The sequence below is a fragment of the Aquisalibacillus elongatus genome, assembly GCF_003843875.1.
Lineage (GTDB): Bacteria > Bacillota > Bacilli > Bacillales > Alkalibacillaceae > Aquisalibacillus > Aquisalibacillus elongatus.
Genome location: NZ_RKRF01000007.1, coordinates 315,751 through 334,101, shown reverse-complemented (window position 1 = coordinate 334,101; position 18,351 = coordinate 315,751). Strand labels below are relative to the sequence as shown.

At 37.0% G+C, this 18,351-nt stretch carries 18 protein-coding genes; 1 reads left to right on the top strand and 17 read right to left on the bottom strand.

Annotated elements, in window-relative coordinates; genetic code table 11:
* Positions 1-3 precede the first annotated feature (3 nt).
* From yqfD to rpsU, 7 genes are all read right to left on the bottom strand, one after another.
* A complete protein-coding gene (yqfD, locus tag EDC24_RS02295) occupies positions 4-1,203 on the bottom strand; it encodes a sporulation protein YqfD (RefSeq protein ID WP_124219391.1) in 1,200 nt (399 codons plus the stop codon).
* On the bottom strand, positions 1,154-1,459 hold the full coding sequence (yqfC, locus tag EDC24_RS02290) for a sporulation protein YqfC (RefSeq protein WP_124219389.1): 306 nt from the start codon (positions 1,457-1,459) through the stop codon (positions 1,154-1,156). Before yqfC ends, yqfD begins: the two co-directional genes overlap by 50 nt.
* Positions 1,460-1,591: 132 nt before the next feature.
* Positions 1,592-2,047, bottom strand: a complete 456-nt coding sequence (locus tag EDC24_RS02285; RefSeq protein WP_124219387.1) for a hypothetical protein — start codon at positions 2,045-2,047, stop codon at positions 1,592-1,594.
* Between the two features lie 23 nt (positions 2,048-2,070).
* The gene (gene floA / locus EDC24_RS02280) at positions 2,071-3,072 is read right to left on the bottom strand and encodes a flotillin-like protein FloA (protein ID WP_124219385.1); all 1,002 of its coding nucleotides are present in this window, start codon (positions 3,070-3,072) and stop codon (positions 2,071-2,073) included.
* A 25-nt stretch (positions 3,073-3,097) separates the two neighbouring features.
* Complete coding sequence (locus tag EDC24_RS02275) at positions 3,098-4,420, bottom strand: NfeD family protein (RefSeq protein ID WP_124219383.1); 1,323 nt, start codon at positions 4,418-4,420, stop codon at positions 3,098-3,100.
* A 151-nt stretch (positions 4,421-4,571) separates the two neighbouring features.
* On the bottom strand, positions 4,572-5,015 hold the full coding sequence (locus EDC24_RS02270) for a GatB/YqeY domain-containing protein (RefSeq protein WP_124219381.1): 444 nt from the start codon (positions 5,013-5,015) through the stop codon (positions 4,572-4,574).
* Positions 5,016-5,035: 20 nt separating this feature from the next.
* Positions 5,036-5,212: a 30S ribosomal protein S21 gene (gene rpsU / locus EDC24_RS02265; RefSeq protein ID WP_124219378.1), complete on the bottom strand. Its 177-nt coding sequence runs from the start codon at positions 5,210-5,212 to the stop codon at positions 5,036-5,038.
* Positions 5,213-5,369: 157 nt separating this feature from the next.
* Between rpsU and EDC24_RS02260 the strand changes: the two genes are divergently transcribed.
* A complete protein-coding gene (locus tag EDC24_RS02260; RefSeq protein WP_124219376.1) occupies positions 5,370-6,323 on the top strand; it encodes a Na/Pi symporter in 954 nt (317 codons plus the stop codon).
* Positions 6,324-6,460: 137 nt separating this feature from the next.
* On the opposite strand, the gene deoC is transcribed toward EDC24_RS02260, so the two are convergent.
* The 10 genes from deoC to lepA all read right to left on the bottom strand — a co-directional run bounded on the left by deoC (position 6,461) and on the right by lepA (position 18,316).
* Entirely contained in the window at positions 6,461-7,132 is a 672-nt protein-coding gene (deoC, locus tag EDC24_RS02255; RefSeq protein ID WP_124219374.1) for a deoxyribose-phosphate aldolase, read from the bottom strand.
* Between the two features lie 15 nt (positions 7,133-7,147).
* On the bottom strand, positions 7,148-8,500 hold the full coding sequence (gene mtaB, locus EDC24_RS02250) for a tRNA (N(6)-L-threonylcarbamoyladenosine(37)-C(2))-methylthiotransferase MtaB (RefSeq protein WP_124219372.1): 1,353 nt from the start codon (positions 8,498-8,500) through the stop codon (positions 7,148-7,150).
* Positions 8,501-8,502: 2 nt separating this feature from the next.
* A complete protein-coding gene (locus EDC24_RS02245) occupies positions 8,503-9,258 on the bottom strand; it encodes a 16S rRNA (uracil(1498)-N(3))-methyltransferase (RefSeq protein WP_124219370.1) in 756 nt (251 codons plus the stop codon).
* A 14-nt stretch (positions 9,259-9,272) separates the two neighbouring features.
* Complete coding sequence (prmA, locus tag EDC24_RS02240) at positions 9,273-10,217, bottom strand: 50S ribosomal protein L11 methyltransferase (RefSeq protein ID WP_124219368.1); 945 nt, start codon at positions 10,215-10,217, stop codon at positions 9,273-9,275.
* Positions 10,218-10,322: 105 nt separating this feature from the next.
* A complete protein-coding gene (gene dnaJ, locus EDC24_RS02235; RefSeq protein ID WP_124219366.1) occupies positions 10,323-11,444 on the bottom strand; it encodes a molecular chaperone DnaJ in 1,122 nt (373 codons plus the stop codon).
* Positions 11,445-11,607: 163 nt separating this feature from the next.
* The gene (gene dnaK / locus EDC24_RS02230; RefSeq protein ID WP_124219364.1) at positions 11,608-13,428 is read right to left on the bottom strand and encodes a molecular chaperone DnaK; all 1,821 of its coding nucleotides are present in this window, start codon (positions 13,426-13,428) and stop codon (positions 11,608-11,610) included.
* Positions 13,429-13,472: 44 nt separating this feature from the next.
* The gene (grpE, locus tag EDC24_RS02225; protein ID WP_245997942.1) at positions 13,473-14,039 is read right to left on the bottom strand and encodes a nucleotide exchange factor GrpE; all 567 of its coding nucleotides are present in this window, start codon (positions 14,037-14,039) and stop codon (positions 13,473-13,475) included.
* 145 nt (positions 14,040-14,184) lie between these two features.
* Positions 14,185-15,216, bottom strand: a complete 1,032-nt coding sequence (hrcA, locus tag EDC24_RS02220) for a heat-inducible transcriptional repressor HrcA (RefSeq protein WP_124219362.1) — start codon at positions 15,214-15,216, stop codon at positions 14,185-14,187.
* A gap of 81 nt (positions 15,217-15,297) precedes the next feature.
* Positions 15,298-16,458, bottom strand: coding sequence for a radical SAM family heme chaperone HemW (gene hemW, locus EDC24_RS02215; RefSeq protein ID WP_124219360.1), 1,161 nt, complete (start codon positions 16,456-16,458; stop codon positions 15,298-15,300).
* Positions 16,459-16,507: 49 nt separating this feature from the next.
* Positions 16,508-18,316: a translation elongation factor 4 gene (lepA, locus tag EDC24_RS02210; protein ID WP_124219358.1), complete on the bottom strand. Its 1,809-nt coding sequence runs from the start codon at positions 18,314-18,316 to the stop codon at positions 16,508-16,510.
* Positions 18,317-18,351: the final 35 nt, after the last annotated feature.

Sequence of the window (18,351 nt, the reverse complement as noted above, 5' to 3'; positions counted from 1 at the left end):
ACATCAATCTCCTTGATCTATAATTTCTTCTTTGGTGATATCTTCCATGACTTTCACAAACATTTCTATTTTAACTTTATCACTGTCTTTATCAAGGTGCAAAACATTTTGTGAGATCACCTCTACCGACTGACCTAACTTTCTTTTGAGTTGTTCTTCTATAACTTGATCAATGATTTCTTCATCTATTGTTTCAGTTATTTCCCCTTCTTCATAGTAGTACTTTTTCTGTATATTCAAAGGCGTCTTCCAGAACAGAAAATATATTGGCTTTTCCTCTTCTAATAGTAACCGTAATTCATCAGGTTCATTTATACTAATGTCACGATTACCTATCCCTAAACTATAATGGTGTTGAACATCATCAATTAAATCTCGCTTCTCCTGTGATAGGTCAATTGTTCCTGTAATATTATACCAAACCTCAGCTAAAACTTCCCCCTCAGAATACGTATAAACATCATTCTCATCATCCAGTCTTCCTGTTACAAGAACATCGCCTTTACGCACGACATCATTTACTTGAACCAATGGTCGACCGTTTGTAATATATACTTTTTGAACGGTTCCTGAGTTTGTAGCGACTAAATTACTTGGAAGTCTGTCTTCATTAATATTATTATGGTCATTTTCTTCAATCATAATATAAAAAGAAGTGCCTGTCCGTTTAATCCCCACATATGATACTTCTTCTACTTTGTTCATAATTTCCCTTTCAATCGAGCTAATACTTTCCATTGATTGCATAAACGAACCTCTATTCATACCGAGATCGCCTATTAACTCGTCAACCTCATAACGTACTTCAGGCGAACCTCCGCTTATTTCAATTTTCCAGACCATATTTGATAGTATAAAGATTAAACCAATGGTGAATAAAAGACTTAATAAAAACGGCATCCACTTTCGTCTTTTTTGATAGTAATAAGGCATACCACCACGTTTATCAAATGAAAAATTAAACTTAAATTGTTTTCGAATAGATCTTAAATGAAAAGCATCCGTATACCGCATTCTTAATTTAATTTCTGTACTATTTATTTTCCTAAGATTATAAAATGGAATATCTCTTTGACTTAAGTAATTAAGAAGCTTGTCCAATTGTTTTCCAGTCAATTTGACATCGACATAGCCATTTTTAATAAATTGTTTCTTAATGGTTCTCCCCTCCTGTCTTATTAGAGTATTTTTGATAAATAGCATGAATATTGCCTTCAATGACAATTTCTTTTTTTAATAGATTTTTGATGACCATCTTTTCACCTTCAATACGTAGTACACCCAGATGTTGTCTAACTTCAATCAGATTGGATTCAAATGTTAATAAACCTTCATGATTCTCTATGTATAAATGAATATCACCAATTAATGTAATACGTGGGTAGTCATATATAATATCAGCTGGCAGCTGAAGTTGGCCGGTTAACCATTGATTGATCCGCTTTCGAACTGGCTTCATAAAAATCCCCCTATCATCACCAATTTATGATAGAAATCCGAAATGTATCACTATATCCTATGTTTGACATAAAAAATACCGAGACCGTACCAAGTCAAAGAATGACTATAGGAACGGTCTCGGTTTGGACCTTTATCTTCTAGATTGTTTTGATTTTGGTTGACCTAACACTTCACTCATCACTAGGCTTTCAACTAACCTTTTTCGGTCTTTTACCGTATTTTTAATTGAAATACGTTCGATCGCGGGTTGATCTTTTTTATATAATGAGTTTCGCTTAATTTTATCAAGGTCTTTTTCTGTTTCACTTTCCTCAAGCCGTTGTTGGGATTCTTGGAGTTGCTCATACCACTTATTAGACGTGTCAATTTGCACTTCATCGTCCCCTGAATCTTTCGATAATGTATCGATTGTTACTTCAGGGCGTTTTTCTTCTTGAGGTTCTACTTTTGATGGCTGTGGTCTTCTTTGAGGGCGTTGGTGTTCCTCTTGCTCATCTGCTTCTCCTCGTTTAAATAAACTCATCAGCCCTGCAATAATAGCAATCAAGACAAAAATGTTACCCGCTATTGCATCAAAAAATCCCATCATTATCACCTAACCATTCGGGATTATTTTTGTTCATCGTGATGGTCGTCTGATTCATCTTTATTAAGCTTACTAATCATATCACGCATATCGGTATCAGCTAGGACGTTTTTGTAATTCACATAATCCATGACACCCATATTGCCACTGCGTAAAGCTTCTGCTAGTGCTAATGGCACTTCTGCTTCAGCTTCTACAACGCGTGCTTGCATTTCTTGCACTTTCGCAATATTCTCTTGCTCTTGGGCAACCGCCATTGCACGACGTTCTTCGGCTTTAGCTTGCGCAATGTTTTTATCAGCTTCAGCTTGATCCATCTGTAACATAGCACCGATGTTTTTACCGATATCCACATCAGCAATATCAATGGATAAAATCTCAAATGCTGTTCCCGCATCTAAACCTTTAGATAATACGTTTTGAGAGATCTTATCTGGGTTTTCTAAGACTTCTCCATGACTTTTAGAAGAACCAATTGTACTTACTACACCTTCACCAACACGTGCGATGACAGTGTCTTCACCAGCACCACCGACTAAGCGGTCAATGTTTGCACGTACGGTAATTCTTGCTTTCGCTTTCACTTCAATACCGTCCATCGCAACACCTGCAATAAATGGTGTTTCAATAACTTTCGGGTTAACACTCATTTGAACCGCTTCTAATACGTCACGACCCGCTAAGTCAATCGCTGCACAACGCTCGAAGCTTAGTTCAATATTAGCACGGTGAGCTGCAATTAATGCGTTCACAACGCGGTCAACATTACCACCTGCTAAATAGTGACTCTCAAGTTGGTTCGTTTTAACGTCAAGACCAGCTTTGTGAGCCTTAATCAATGGGTTAATAACCATTCTTGGTACAACTCGACGTAGTCTCATACCAATAAGAGTGAAAATACTAATTCGAACACCTGCGGCTAGGGCACTAATCCATAGCATGACAGGTACAAAGGTAAATAAAATTGCAATGGCAATAATTAAAACAGCCACAATAATAAGTGGGAATAATTCTTCAGTACCCATTTAAAATCTCCTCCTATATATTAATTTATTTTTGAATTTCTCGAACAACTATCCGAGAACCTTCAACTTTAACAATTTCGACCTCAGCATCTCGATTAATAAACGAACCTTCTGTTACAACATCGAGACGTTCACCATTAAAAACAGCAGTGCCTGAAGGCCTTAAAAAGGTTAATGCTCTACCTTTTAAACCGATTAAATCCATTCGATTTTCATTTGAAACATAACCGTATTCGGATTTTGTTGCATCCGACAACACAATGTGTCTTAATATACCTTTATTAAAATCTAATTTCCTAAATAAAACAATCGATAAAATAATTGAAACTAATAAGGCGATTCCAACACTAAATGCCATATGCCCCATATCTGCTCCAGATACGAGTAATGCTCCTAGTATAGCACCTGCCCCTATAATCCCTAATATACCACTAGGTACAAATATTTCGAGTATAATACATATGAGACCGACCAGTAACAGAATCACTGATTCATATCCAGCTAACCCCGCGACTAAATGTCCGTAGAAAAACAAGATTAATGAAACTAACCCTAATATACCAGGAATACCAAAGCCTGGCGAGTATAATTCGACAATTAATCCAATACTAGCAATTGATAATAAAATTGGAATAACAACTGGGTTTGTAATAAAACGAGCAATTTGCTCAGATATTGTTAATTCCATTTCTGTTACTTGCGGATTGCTGATTTCTAATTGTTCAAATAACTGCCTACGATCTTCAGCAATTCCTTCTGCATACCCCACTTCAACAGCTTCTTGGGGGCTTAACGTTAAAAATTCGCCTTCTGGTGCACCAAGATCTGGAAGGTCAATGTCACTGTTCGCCATTGCCTCTGCATATAAAGGATCTCGGTCATTAGCCTCAGCACTTGCCCGCATTGCTTTAATCCAATCTGATTGAGCTTTAGAGTCTGCAGCTGTGCCATCAGAGTTAATGACGCCCGCTGCTCCCATTCGGCCATTAGGCTGAAAATAAATCTCATCTGCATTAAGCGCTATGTATGAACCTGCTGATGCTGCTTGGTTTATAATGTAGGCAACAGTCGGTATATCTGCACTTGTAATTAAATTAGCGATATCATTAGCTGAATCTACACGTCCACCAGGTGAATCAATTTCAAACACAATTAAATCAGCAAAACTTTCTTCAGCTTCATTAATACTACGTTCTAAGAATGAAGCTAACCCTTGTTCGACATCATCCTCAACTGGAACAACATAGATGGATGACGAGGTATCATGTTGATCTGCTTGAATTGATGCCTGATTAAGCCATACGAATGATAATAAAAATATGATGACCAGATACCACTTTTTCCTCATGAGCTACCCCCTCTCTTTTATTATCCTAAACATCCATACGGTTTAGCAACTACTTTTGTTTCAAATTTGAAAATAATTTGTAAAAAATAAATACCTAAGCAGGAACAATTCATAAAATTAAATTGAACTTTGCTTAGGTATTTATTAAACATTATTGTAAATGGTTCATGACCATTTTATTTACTTTAGAGCCATCTGCCTGACCTTTTACTTTAGGCATTACTGCACTCATCACTTTCCCCATATCACTTTTAGATGTAGCGCCTACCTCATTAATGGTATCCACAATGATTTGCTCTAATTCTTCATCAGATAGTTGCTCTGGTAAATAGTCTTGAATAATTCTTAATTCTTGTTCAGTTTTTTCTGCTAGATCTTCTCGATTGGCATCTTTAAACTCCTGGAGGGAATCATTTCTTTGCTTTACTTCACGCGTTAGGACTTGTAACTCATCCTCTTCAGATAGCTCTTCGCCCTTCTTGATCGCTTCATTTTGTAATGAGGCTTTCACCATACGAATTACGGCAAGTCGTTCTTTTTCCTTGTTCTTTAATGCCTGTTTCATATCTTGATTCAAACGTTCAAGCAAAGTCATTCCATGTTACACCCTCTTCGTTATTTTTTGCGTTTTCTAGCAGCTTCTGACTTTTTCTTTCTACGTACGCTAGGCTTCTCGTAAAATTCACGCTTACGATACTCAGATAAAGTGCCGTTCTTGTTAACACTTTTTCTGAAGCGTCGAAGAGCATCTTCAATAGACTCATTCTTTTTAACGCGAGTTGTATTTGACATGCTCAACCCTCCCTCCAAATAAAACACAAAATAAAACATGTACGAATGTCGCACATCTCTAGTTATTATATTAAACAATTCAATAAAAATCAATAACCATCAATCTTTTATTCATGCTCATCATCTCTAAACCATAAGATTAAATGAGGTGTTAAGCATGTACAGTATCTTAATTCAAATCATCTTACTAATTGGAATATTTTTATTTGGTATTACATTAATGCGAATTGGCATAAAAGGGTTAACATTCCAAAAGCTAGAATCCATTACACCTAAATTATCACCAGTTAATGGTCTGTGGTTGGGTTTGGGTTTGACGATGATACTTCAAAGTAGTTCGGCATCTATTGCACTACTCATCACGTTTCTTGCCACATTAAAGGTTTCATTTCCTTTTGCTATTTTTTATTTAATTGGGGCTAATATTGGAACAACCTTTACAGCACAATTATTTGTTTGGAATGAAACGCATTTAATGTTTTTATGTTTAATTATAGGGTTAATTTGTTTGTTCATTCCCAAGCCTAAATTTATGTTAACTGGGGCAATTGCATTTGGACTAGGTGTCATCTTCAGTGCTTTAAATGGATTTGAGAATTTAGTTTATCTCATTCCACCAGATCGATTGGATATGGCTATTAATGCAGAATATAACTCCCCATTATCGCTATCTATTTTCGGTATGTTTTTTACTATGATTATCCAATCATCGACTGTTGCAACAGGAGTACTGATGAGCTTTTCGCATGATGGATCAATTCCGCTTATACAAATCTATTATGTTTTAATTGGGGCTAATATTGGAACATGTTTCACTGTTTATTTAGTATCCATTAGTCAGCCTTTAAAGGCACGTATAACGGCTTATGCCCACATTTGGATGAATGTCATAGGTGCTTTAATTGCCTTTCCACTTTTTGTTGGACAACCAATCGTGGAAATGGCTAAATGGTTATCAAATATACCGGAACAACAAGTCGTCTGGATTGCTGTTCTCTATAATATCTTTACCGGAATCATCTTTATCGTTTTTATGAAACCTTTTATTCAGTTCCTAAAATATGTACACCGATATAAAGAAAATGAGGCTGGAACAAAAGATTATAAATAGATTAAAGACCGTACAATGACTAAATCGTTTCAATCATTGTACGGTCTTTATTATACGCTCCGTCAAAAAGCTCCGCTTATTATACATTTTAAATTAATGTTCATTACTTACCTTTTGTTCAAAATAAGTTTGAATTTTTAATAATCACTGTCAGATTCATTTCCTTTAACGATATCAACACCAGCTGAAGCGCCAATACGAGTCGCACCAGCATCAATCATCGCGTTAGCATCTTCAAGGTTTCTGACGCCTCCAGAAGCTTTTACGCCCATTTCTGGTCCTACCGTTAAACGCATAAGGCGAATATCTTCAACTGTTGCTCCTCCACCAGAGAATCCAGTTGATGTTTTAACAAAGTCAGCGTCTGCTTTTTTAGCTAACTCGCAAGCTTTAACTTTCTCTTCTTTCGTTAAAAGAGAAGTTTCAATAATGACTTTTACTAAAGCTTTATCCTTTGCAGCTTCTACCACAGCACTGATATCATGTTCAACCTCTTCATAACGTCCATCTTTCATTGAACCGATATTAATAACCATATCTACCTCAGTAGCACCGTTTTGGATTGCTTGAGTTGTTTCATAGGCTTTTGTCTCAGACGTTGTTGCCCCAAGTGGAAATCCAATTACTGTACAAACTCTAACCTCAGTATCTTTAAGCATTTCATAGCAATGTGTTACCCAAGTAGGATTTACACATACTGACGCAAATCCGTATTCTTCAGCTTCTTTACAAATTTGATTAATTTTTTCAGCTTGAGTATCAGGCTTAAGCTGAGTATGATCGATCATGGTTGCTAGTTCTGTGTTCATTGACATGCACTCTCCTTATTGATTCGCGGCTTCTTTAACAAAGTCATCATCCATTACTCTGACAAATTCTGCCTGGTTATATGGATAGCCGGCTTCCGTAATTTTAACCCTAACAATCTTCCCTACCATATCTTCAGTGGCTGGGAATACAACTTTTAAGTAGTTATCCGTATAACCTTCATAAAGACCACTCTCTGGATCTTTTTTATATCGTTCTTCTGGAATTACTTCTAAAACTTCATCTTCATACTGTGAAGCGTATTCCTTCGCCTGTTGGTTAGAAAGTTCAATTAAACGACGTACACGGTCGTGCTTAATATCATCCTCTACTTGATCTTTCATTCGAGCAGCAGGCGTACCCGTGCGTTGTGAGTATGGGAATACGTGAAGTTCAGAGAAACCAATCTCTTGAATAGAACGATAAGTTTCCATAAATTCTTCGTCGGTCTCACCAGGGAATCCGACAATGACATCAGATGTAATCGCAAGACCTGGTAACGCTTCTTTAACCTTTTTAACTCTAGACATATAAAAATCCATTGTATACTTCCGACGCATACGTTTTAATACTGTATCAGAACCAGATTGTAAAGGGATGTGCAAGTGACGAACAATCTTTTCTGATTGGTCTAGTACTTCAATCACTTCATCAGTAATTTGGCTTGCCTCAATTGAAGAAATACGGATTCGTTTAAGACCTTTTACATTCGCTTCTAACTCACGAAGTAATTGAGCTAAATTATAATCTTTTAAGTCTTCACCGTATCCGCCAGTATGAATCCCTGTTAGCACAATCTCTTTATAACCTGCATCGACGAGTTGTTGAGCTTGATTAATAACGTCCTCTGGTGGACGTGAGCGCATTAGACCTCTTGCCCATGGAATAATACAGAAGGTACAGAAGTTATTACAACCCTCTTGGATTTTTAGTGAAGCACGCGTACGGTCAGTGAAATGCGGAACATCCATTTCTTCGAACACGCGTGTTTTCATAATGTTTTTAACACCGTTAATCGGTTCGCGGTCTTTTTTATATTGCTCTATGTATTCGAGCATTTTTCGACGATCTTGTGTTCCAACGACAATATCTACACCTGGAATTTCCATAATTTCATCAGGTGAAGTTTGGGCATAACAACCAGTCACACATATAACCGCCTCTGGATTTTTACGAACGGCACGTCGTATGACTTGCCTACTCTTACGGTCGCCTGTGTTTGTGACCGTACATGTATTAATGACATAAACATCTGAATGTTGGTTGAACCCAACACGCTCATAATCATGTTCTTTAAAAAACTGCCAAATGGCTTCTGTTTCATAATGGTTAACTTTACAGCCTAAAGTGTGAAAAGCTACAGTGGTCACACTTAACACCTCCATTCTTCGAAATAAAATGACAATGCTGATAATGCGTATAATGGCGCCGTTTCAGTTCTTAAAATTCTAGAACCTAACCTAATAGAGCGAGCATCGTTTTGTTCTAAAAATTGTATTTCAGATTCTGTAAATCCACCTTCAGGACCAACAATCAATAAGATGTGATCACCGTCATGAACTTGGTTAATAGCTTCTTTAAAACTTTGTTGTTGGTCTTGACCTTTTGCGAGGAACTCACTTGCTACTAAAACATGATCAAAAGTTCTTTGTTTAAATAAACTTTCAACGGGTTGAATCGGTTTAATATCAGGAATAAGAGAACGATGTGACTGTTCGCTAGCCTCTTTAGCAATTTTATAGAGTCGATCTAGCTTTTTTTGTTCCTTTTTATGGTCCCATTTTACAATAGTTCGTTCCATTTGTAACGGGATAAAAGTACTTATACCTAATTCTGTCGACTTTTGAACGACATAATCTAGTTTATCACCTTTTGGAATCCCTTGAGCTAACGTGATATGAATAGGAAGTTCATTATTTTCATTAAGTTCTTTTACGATTTTACAGTCCACTTGTCCTTTTGTTATTTGATCGATTGTTAATAAATAAGCCTGTCCATTAGGTTTACAACCTATAATGGAAGTCTCCTCTTTCATTCTCATAACGTTTGCAATATGATGATAGTCGTCATCTCGAATGACGACTTGTTCGTCCAACCATTGATCACCAGGGATAAAATACCTCTGCATGTGTCATACCTCTTTTACTCAGGTTTTTGAGCTACAATTGAAATCCAGTCTTCCATTTGATTGACTTCTAATATTTTGAACCCTGCTTGTGTTAACTTTTCTTTAACAAGGTCTTTCTTGCCTTGTATAATCCCAGAAGTAATAAAGTAGCCCCCTGCATTAACTTTCTCGTAAGCTTCATCTACAAACTGAACGATAATCTCAGCCAAGATATTTGAAACAATAAGGTCAGCTCCAAGTTCTACATTTTCTAGTAAATTATTATGTTGAGCTTCAACCTGGTCCTGAACACGGTTTAACTTAACGTTAATTGTCGTACTTTTTACAGCAATTTCGTCTAAATCAAAGGCTTTAATCCTTTTGGCGCCTAATAAAGCAGCTGCAATTGATAGCACCCCTGAACCAGAACCAACATCATAAATGACGTCACCTTCTTTTACGTATTGTTCCAATGCTTGAATACTTAATACAGTTGTCGGATGAGTTCCGGTTCCAAAGGCCATACCAGGATCTAGTTCTATAATAATCTCATCGCTGCTAACCGGAGTGTACTCTTCCCATGTCGGGATAATTGTGATTTTCTCTGAAATCTTAACAGGTTTATAATATTTCTTCCAAGCCGTTGCCCATTCCTCTTCATTAACTTCAGAGATGGTTACATTATTCTTACCAATATCAATATCATATTTATCTAGATTGGAGATGGCCTGTTTAATTTCATCGACAGTTTCGCCCAAAAAACTATTAACAGGTAAGTAAGCTTTGACGTAAACTCCTTCATCCGGATAATCACTCGGATCCAACTCATATATGGTACCAAACAATGTGACATCATCTAACTTATGTAAATCTTGTGGGTCTTCAATAACAACACCGCTTGCTCCTGATTCATGCAGAATGTTAGATATAGGTTCTATGGCTTCATTTGTCGTATGAACCTTTAGTTCTGACCATTTCATGAACATCACTCACTTCACATATAATCTTGGCATTATAAAATTAAACAAAAGCAGTAGTGCTCCAATGTTTATCAAGTATAAACAAAAGGAGCACTGCCTTCATTTTTAACCTTTAAAAGCGCGTTTCATACGTTTAAATAAATTATCTTGTTGCTCATCTAACGTTTCATCGCCACTTAACTCATGGAATTGTCTTAGCAATTCTTTTTGTTGGTCGTTTAAATTCTTAGGTACCATGACTTTAACTAAAATATGCTGGTCACCTTGACCATATCCATGAACATTTGGTGCGCCTTTCCCTTTTAGTCTAAAGTGCGTACCCGTTTGCGTGCCTGCAGGAACTTTTAACTTAACTCTACCATGTACGGTTGGTACTTCAATTTCGTCACCTAAGGCAGCCTGGGTGAACGTAATCGGCATTTCACATAGAATATCATCACCATCACGCTCAAAGAATTCGTGTCGTTTGACGCGTATGACAACGTATAAGTCACCAGCAGGACCTCCGTTGACTCCAGGACCACCATGGCCAGTTACACGGATCTGTTGGCCATCGTCTACACCTGCAGGGATATTAATGTCGATCTTTTTGCGTGTTTTAACTTGGCCGTCACCACCACACGTTTGACACTTCTCTTCAACTTGTTTACCAGTTCCATCACAATAGTGACAAACACGGCGATTAACAACACGGCCAAATGGTGTGTTTTGTTCCATATTAAGTTGCCCAGAGCCATTACAATGGCTACAAGTATGCACTGATGTTCCTGGTTTAGCTCCAGAGCCGTCACATGTGTCACACTTTTCTTCTTTCGGTATTTCGATGGTCGTTTCTTTGCCAAAGATTGCTTCTTCGAATTCAACTTCCATCGTATATTGTAAATCTTGACCTTGGCGTGGTGCATTTGGGTCACGACGTCTTCTGCCGCCACCAAAGAACATATCAAAAATGTCACCAAAATCTCCAAAGTCTTCGAAACCGAAACCTTGACCTCCAGCACCTTGTTGTGCGCCTGCATGGCCAAATTGGTCATATTGTTGGCGCTTTTGTTGGTCACTTAATACTTCATAAGCTTCTTTGACTTCTTTAAATTTTTCTGCCGCATCCTCTTCCTGACTAACATCAGGGTGGTATTTGCGGGCTAATTTGCGATAAGATTTTTTAATTTCATCTTTTGATGCATCTTTTGATACACCTAAGACGTCATAATAGTCTCGTTTACTCAAGCTAAGATCACTCTCCCGTACCTTCTCACATAAGTTTAATCATAACATTACATTCTTAGTTACTGCAATAACTCACACGATTATGCGAAGTATTCAGTCATAACCCTGAAAAAAAGTCAAAGTCAAGAATGTCCTGACTTTGACTTTTAACAATGCGACCTACTTATTTTTTCTCGTCGTCATTAACCTCTTCATAATCAGCATCGACTACATCATCTTCGTTGCCTTCAGAACCTTGTTCTTGAGCTTGTTGTTGTTGCGCTTGCTCATATAACTTCACTGATAAGTTTTGAACTTCTTGTTCTAGAGTTTCTTTCTTAGCTTTGATATCTTCAAAATCTTCGCCTTCTAATGCTTTTTTAAGTTCTTCTTTTGCATCTTCGGCTTTTTGTTTCTCTTCGTCAGAAACATTATCTCCAAGATCACTAATTGTTTTATCTGTTTGGAATACTAGCTGATCTGCTTCATTACGAAGTTCAACTTGCTCACGACGTTTCTTGTCTTCTTCAGCATTTTCTTCCGCTTCTTTAACCATTTGTTCCACTTCGTCTTCTGATAGACCTGAAGAAGATTTAATTGTAATGGATTGTTCTTTGTTTGTGCCAAGGTCTTTCGCACTTACGTTCACAATACCGTTAGCATCAATATCAAATTTAACTTCGATTTGAGGTACTCCACGTGGTGCTGGTGGAATATCAGATAATTGGAAACGACCTAGTGTCTTGTTATCTTGTGCCATTTCACGTTCACCTTGTAGGACGTGAATGTCAACAGCCGTTTGGTTATCTGCTGCTGTTGAGAATACTTGTGAATGACTAGTTGGAATCGTTGTATTACGTTCAATTAGTTTTGTTGTTACGCCACCCATTGTTTCAATTCCTAACGATAGTGGTGTAACATCTAATAATACAACGTCTTTTACATCACCTTGTAAAACCCCACCTTGAATCGCAGCACCTAATGCTACTACTTCGTCAGGGTTAACGCCTTTAGAAGGTTCCTTTCCAGTTTCGTTCTCAATCGCTTTTTGTACAGCTGGAATACGTGTTGAACCACCAACAAGAATAACTTTATCGATTTCTGAAGCTGACATATCAGCATCTTTAAGTGCTTGACGTGTTGGTTTCATAGATCTTTCAACTAAGTTAGAAGAAAGCTCTTCAAATTTAGCACGAGTTAAGTTCATCTCTAAGTGCATTGGACCAGCTTCACCAGCTGTGATAAATGGTAGTGAAATTTGTGTTTGCGCAACACCAGAAAGGTCTTTCTTAGCCTTTTCAGCAGCATCTTTTAGACGTTGTAATGCCATATTGTCTTGAGAAAGATCAATTCCGTTCTCTTTTTTAAATTCAGAAACCATGTGGTCGATGATCACTTGGTCAAAATCGTCACCACCAAGTTTATTATCACCAGCAGTAGCGACAACTTCAAAAGTGCCATCGCCAATGTCTAAGATTGATACGTCAAATGTACCGCCACCTAAGTCATAAACAAGAACTGTTTGATCTTGGTCTTGGTCAATTCCGTATGCTAACGCTGCAGCTGTTGGCTCGTTAATAATACGCTCAACTTCTAAGCCTGCAATTTTTCCAGCGTCTTTTGTCGCTTGACGTTCTGCATCATTGAAATATGCTGGAACTGTGATAACAGCTTTTGAAACTTCTTCACCTAAGTAATCCTCAGCATACTGTTTAATGTGTTGTAAGATAATAGCTGAAACTTCTTGTGGAGTATACTCTTTACCTTCAATTTCAACTTTATGGTCAGTACCCATATAACGTTTAATGGATTGAATTGTATTTGGGTTTGTAATTGCCTGACGCTTCGCTACTTCACCCACCTGGCGTTCTTCGTTTTTAAACGAAACGACTGATGGTGTTGTACGGTTACCTTCAGGGTTTGGAATTACTTTTGATTCGCCACCTTCCATTACGGCAACACATGAATTTGTAGTACCTAGGTCAATACCAATGATCTTACTCATTTTAAAAATCCTCCCTTATTCTTAACAGTTGTTTTATAATGTTTTTATTCATTAACTTTGACCATAGCTGGTCTAATAACACGATCTTTTAGTGTATAACCTTTTTGAAGGACTTCTACAACTTGATTAGATTCATATCCCTCTTCTTGAACCTGCATAACAGCCTGATGCATATTCGGGTCAAACTGTTCATCTTCTGCAGCAATTTCTTCAACACCAGCTTTTTCTAAAGCTTGATGCAATTGGTTATAAACCATTTTTACGCCATCGACAAATGAATGAGCCGAATCCTCTTCCACATTTGCCTGTAGGGCTCTCTCGAAATTATCTAATACAGGTAAAATCTCTGTTACTAGTTCTTGAGATTTATATTTTGAATCAGTTTCTTTTTCTATCTGTGTACGACGGCGAAAATTATCAAAATCAGCCTGTGTACGTAACAGTTTGTTTTGCAACTCTTCTTTTTCTTGTTCAAGTTGCTGTATTTTAGACTGCTCTTCATTCTCTGAATTTGCAGCTTCTTCAGTTGCTTCGACTTTTTCATCGGTTTTTTCAGAATCGTTGATGTCTTCTTGTATTTCATGATCCTGATTCATTGTTTTTTCATCCATTTCGTCACCTCCACATTTCACCTACAATTTCCAATTTCTTAATATATCATGTATAAAGAAAAATACAAATAAAAAACTCAAGAAAAACTTGGCGAAGGAGTGCCAAGTTTAACTAAGATTTATAACAATATAAGCATTACCGCTTTTATTGTTCGTTAAACCACTTTTTAAGCGTGTTCGTCATTTGTCCACTCCACATATCTAGAATTGAAACAGCTTTTGCATAATCCATTCTTGTAGGACCTAATAACGCTATTGTACCTACTTGGTTTTCACCTAAAGAATAGGTAGCCGTAATTAACGTACAATCGTTCATAGCTTCGATTTTATTTTCATGTCCAATGTAGATATGCATTCCTTCATCTTCACTCTTTAAAATAGGAGCCATTTTCTCTTCACTTTCCATAATATTAAAGAGTGATCTAATTTTATCAACATCTGCAAATTCCGGCTGTGATAAAATATTTGTCTTGCCACTCACATACAGATTAGTTGGCTGCTCTGTAAAAAGTGCTTGATTTAATAGCTGATATGACTTCTCAAAATCATTTGTGTACTTTTGAAGTAAGTATTTAACTTCAGATTTTATTAAATGATCAAGATAGATAATCGGAACACCTGAAAGCCTCTCATTTAAGATGTTAACGGTCTTCTCTAGGTCCGATTGTTCTAAATCAGCGGGAATTGCAAATGATCGATGTTCCACGTGCCCTGTATCTGTAATCAAAATGGCAATAGCTGACTGTTGATTAATCGGGACAATTTGCAACTGTTTCAACTTAGTTTCATAGACTTGGGGTCCTAATACAAGTGTTGTATATTTCGTCAATTCAGATAAGATATGGGCAGAGTTTTGCATAACACGTTCTAATTCCATCATGCGTTCACTGAACGAATGTTGAATTTGATTGACCTCGCGCGAAGATAACTTCAACGGTGACATAATATTGTCTACGTAATAACGGTACCCTTTTTCAGATGGAACACGACCCGATGAAGAGTGAGTCTTTGATAAATAACCTAATTCCTCTAAATCAGCCATGTCATTTCTAATCGTTGCAGGGCTGAATGTGATCTCTTCCTTTTTGGCAATATTACGTGAGCCAACTGGTTGAGCCGTCTCCACGAAATCATCAACAATGACTTTAAGTACTTGTAATTGACGATCAGTCAACATGTGTTATCACCCCTGTTAGCACTCAATATCTTCGAGTGCTAATTCTAACTATAAATTATCAAAATCCATTTAAGCTGTCAATTATGAAAATACTTGTTTATATAATTGCTCATCTAGCAAAAATGATGCAAATACTTCATTACCAAACATTAAGCCTTCATTTGTTAAATAAATTTGGTTACCTGAATCAACGATCCACCCTTTTTGTGTTAACCGTTTAATCTCCTTTTTATATAAGTCGTAAAACGACAAACCATATTTAGCTTTAAAGATTCCGTCCATGACACCTTCTTTTCGCCTAAGTCCTAGGAACATTTCTTCTTCAATTTTTTCCTTTAACGAAACTTTATCACGATGTAGAACTGGTTTTTCTCCTTGTTCTAGTGCTTGATTATAATGATTGACAGGCCTTAAATTAACATAGCGTGAGGCATCTAAATAACCGTGTGCGCCTGCTCCAAAGGCATAATATTCTTCATTACTCCAATACGTTAAATTGTGCTGACTCTCAAATCCTTTTTCGGCATAGTTACTAATTTCATAATGATGCTTACCGTTTTTCTCCATCATATCCATTAGCATCCATAGCATCTCCGCTTCATCCTCTTCTTTTGGTTTATGAAGCTTCCCTTGCTGATGACGCATGTGGAATACCGTTCTTGGTTCGATTTGTAACGCATAAGCAGAATAATGTGGAAGATCAAAATCTAAAGCTAAATTCAATGTTCGTTTAAAATGTTCAATGGATTGATCTGGTAATGCATAAATAAAATCCATACTAATATTTGTTAAATCATGTTGCTGTAATAAATTAACGGTTTGATAGACATCATTTACTCCATGAATTCGATTTAACATTTTTAGGAATTCGTCGTCTAACACTTGAACACCTAACGATACGCGATTAACACCATATTCGCGCATCAATTTCACGTGACCCTCTTCGAATTCTCCAGGGTTTGCTTCTATCGTAAACTCCCGGGTTTGATCAACATGAATGTATTGATGAATTGTTTCAAATAAACTTTCTAATTGCTGTTCATTTAAACTAGTAGGTGTTCCTCCACCAATATAGATGGTTTGCGGACTAATTTTTTGTTCACCTATATATAACTTCATTTCTTTATTTAAATTATCAAGATACTGATCTGCCAACTCACGATTATAATACATTTTAGCAAAATCACAATAATGACAGATCTCATGACAAAACGGAATATGGATGTACACTGAACGATCCATTCCATCACCCCCACACAACATAAAAGGGCGCCTTTAAGGCCGCCCCTTATTAATCATCATTCATTTCTAATACTGACATAAACGCTTCTTGTGGTATTTCAACTTTCCCTACCATCTTCATGCGTTTTTTACCTTCTTTTTGCTTTTCCAATAATTTACGTTTACGAGAGATATCCCCGCCATAACATTTAGACAACACGTTTTTACGCATAGCTTTAATCGTTGACCGTGCAATGACTTTATTCCCAATCGTTGCTTGCACCGGCACTTCAAATTGTTGACGCGGAATTAAGTCTTTTAATTTCTCAGCAATTTGCTTCCCGCGGTGGAAGGCAAAATCACGGTGTACAATAAACGATAATGCATCAATCGTCTCACCGTTTAATAGTATATCCATTTTAACAAGGTTCGAAGCTCGGTATCCGCTTAATTCGTAATCGAATGACGCATAACCCTTAGTTTGTGATTTTAATTGATCAAAGAAATCATAAACAATTTCAGATAAAGGAATATCGTAAACAATATTAACTCGATGTTCATCTAAATATTGCATATCAACATAGTTCCCACGTTTTTTCTCGCAAATTTCCATAACCGGTCCGATGAAATCTGACGGCACCATAATGGTTGCTTGAACAAATGGTTCACGAACCTCTTTGACATTTTTACCTTCTGGCATAAGGGATGGATTTTCAATATTAATGACTTCATCAGTCGTTAGTTCAACTTCATAAATAACACTAGGTGCAGTCGTGATTAATTCAATATTGAACTCACGCTCGATTCGTTCTTGTATAATTTCCATATGAAGCAAACCTAAGAAACCACAACGAAATCCGAATCCAAGGGCTTGAGATGTTTCAGCTTCATATTGTAATGATGAATCGTTTAACTCTAATCTCTCTAATGCTTCACGTAAATCATTATAGTTATCCGATTCAACAGGGAATAAACCACAGTAAACCATTGGATTTAACCGTTTATAACCTGGTAACGGTTCTTCTGCTGGTTGTTTAGCCAAGGTGATCGTATCACCGACTCGTGAATCCCCAACGTTTTTAATCGATGCTGTTAAAAATCCAACATCCCCAACTGTTAATTCTTCCTTACTCACCGGATTTGGTGTAAAGACGCCGAGGTCTGAAACTTGGAAAGTCTTATCAGTTTGCATCATTTTAATTTCATCGCCGACTTTAAGTGAACCTTCTTTTACACAAATATACGCAATAACCCCACGATACGAATCATATAACGAATCAAAAATAAGCGCCTTCGTTGGGTTCTCTGATTTACCAGATGGAGCTGGAATATCTGTTACGATTCGTTCAAGAATTTCATCTATCCCTACACCATCTTTCGCAGAGGCTAAAATAGCATCGTCTGCATCAATCCCAATAACATCTTCAATTTCCTGTTTTACTCGTTCTACATCGGCACCTGGTAAGTCAATTTTATTAATTACTGGGATAATCTCTAAATCATTATCAAGTGCTAAATAAACATTTGCTAACGTTTGAGCTTCAATTCCTTGAGCAGCGTCAACAACTAGTAACGCACCTTCACACGCCGCTAGACTTCTGGAAACCTCATATGTAAAATCGACGTGTCCAGGCGTATCAATTAAATGGAATAGATAATCGTCACCATTATTTGCTCCGTACTTTAATTGAACAGCGTTTAACTTAATCGTAATGCCACGTTCACGCTCTAAGTCCATCGCATCGAGAAACTGCTCTTTCATTTCACGGTCTGTTAAAGCCTTCGTTTTCTCTAAAATACGATCGGCTAGTGTAGATTTACCATGGTCTATATGAGCTATAATCGAAAAATTTCGTACGTTTTCCTTCTTTATTGCCATCTTTAATATCACTCCTGTTTCTACGTGCCATACGC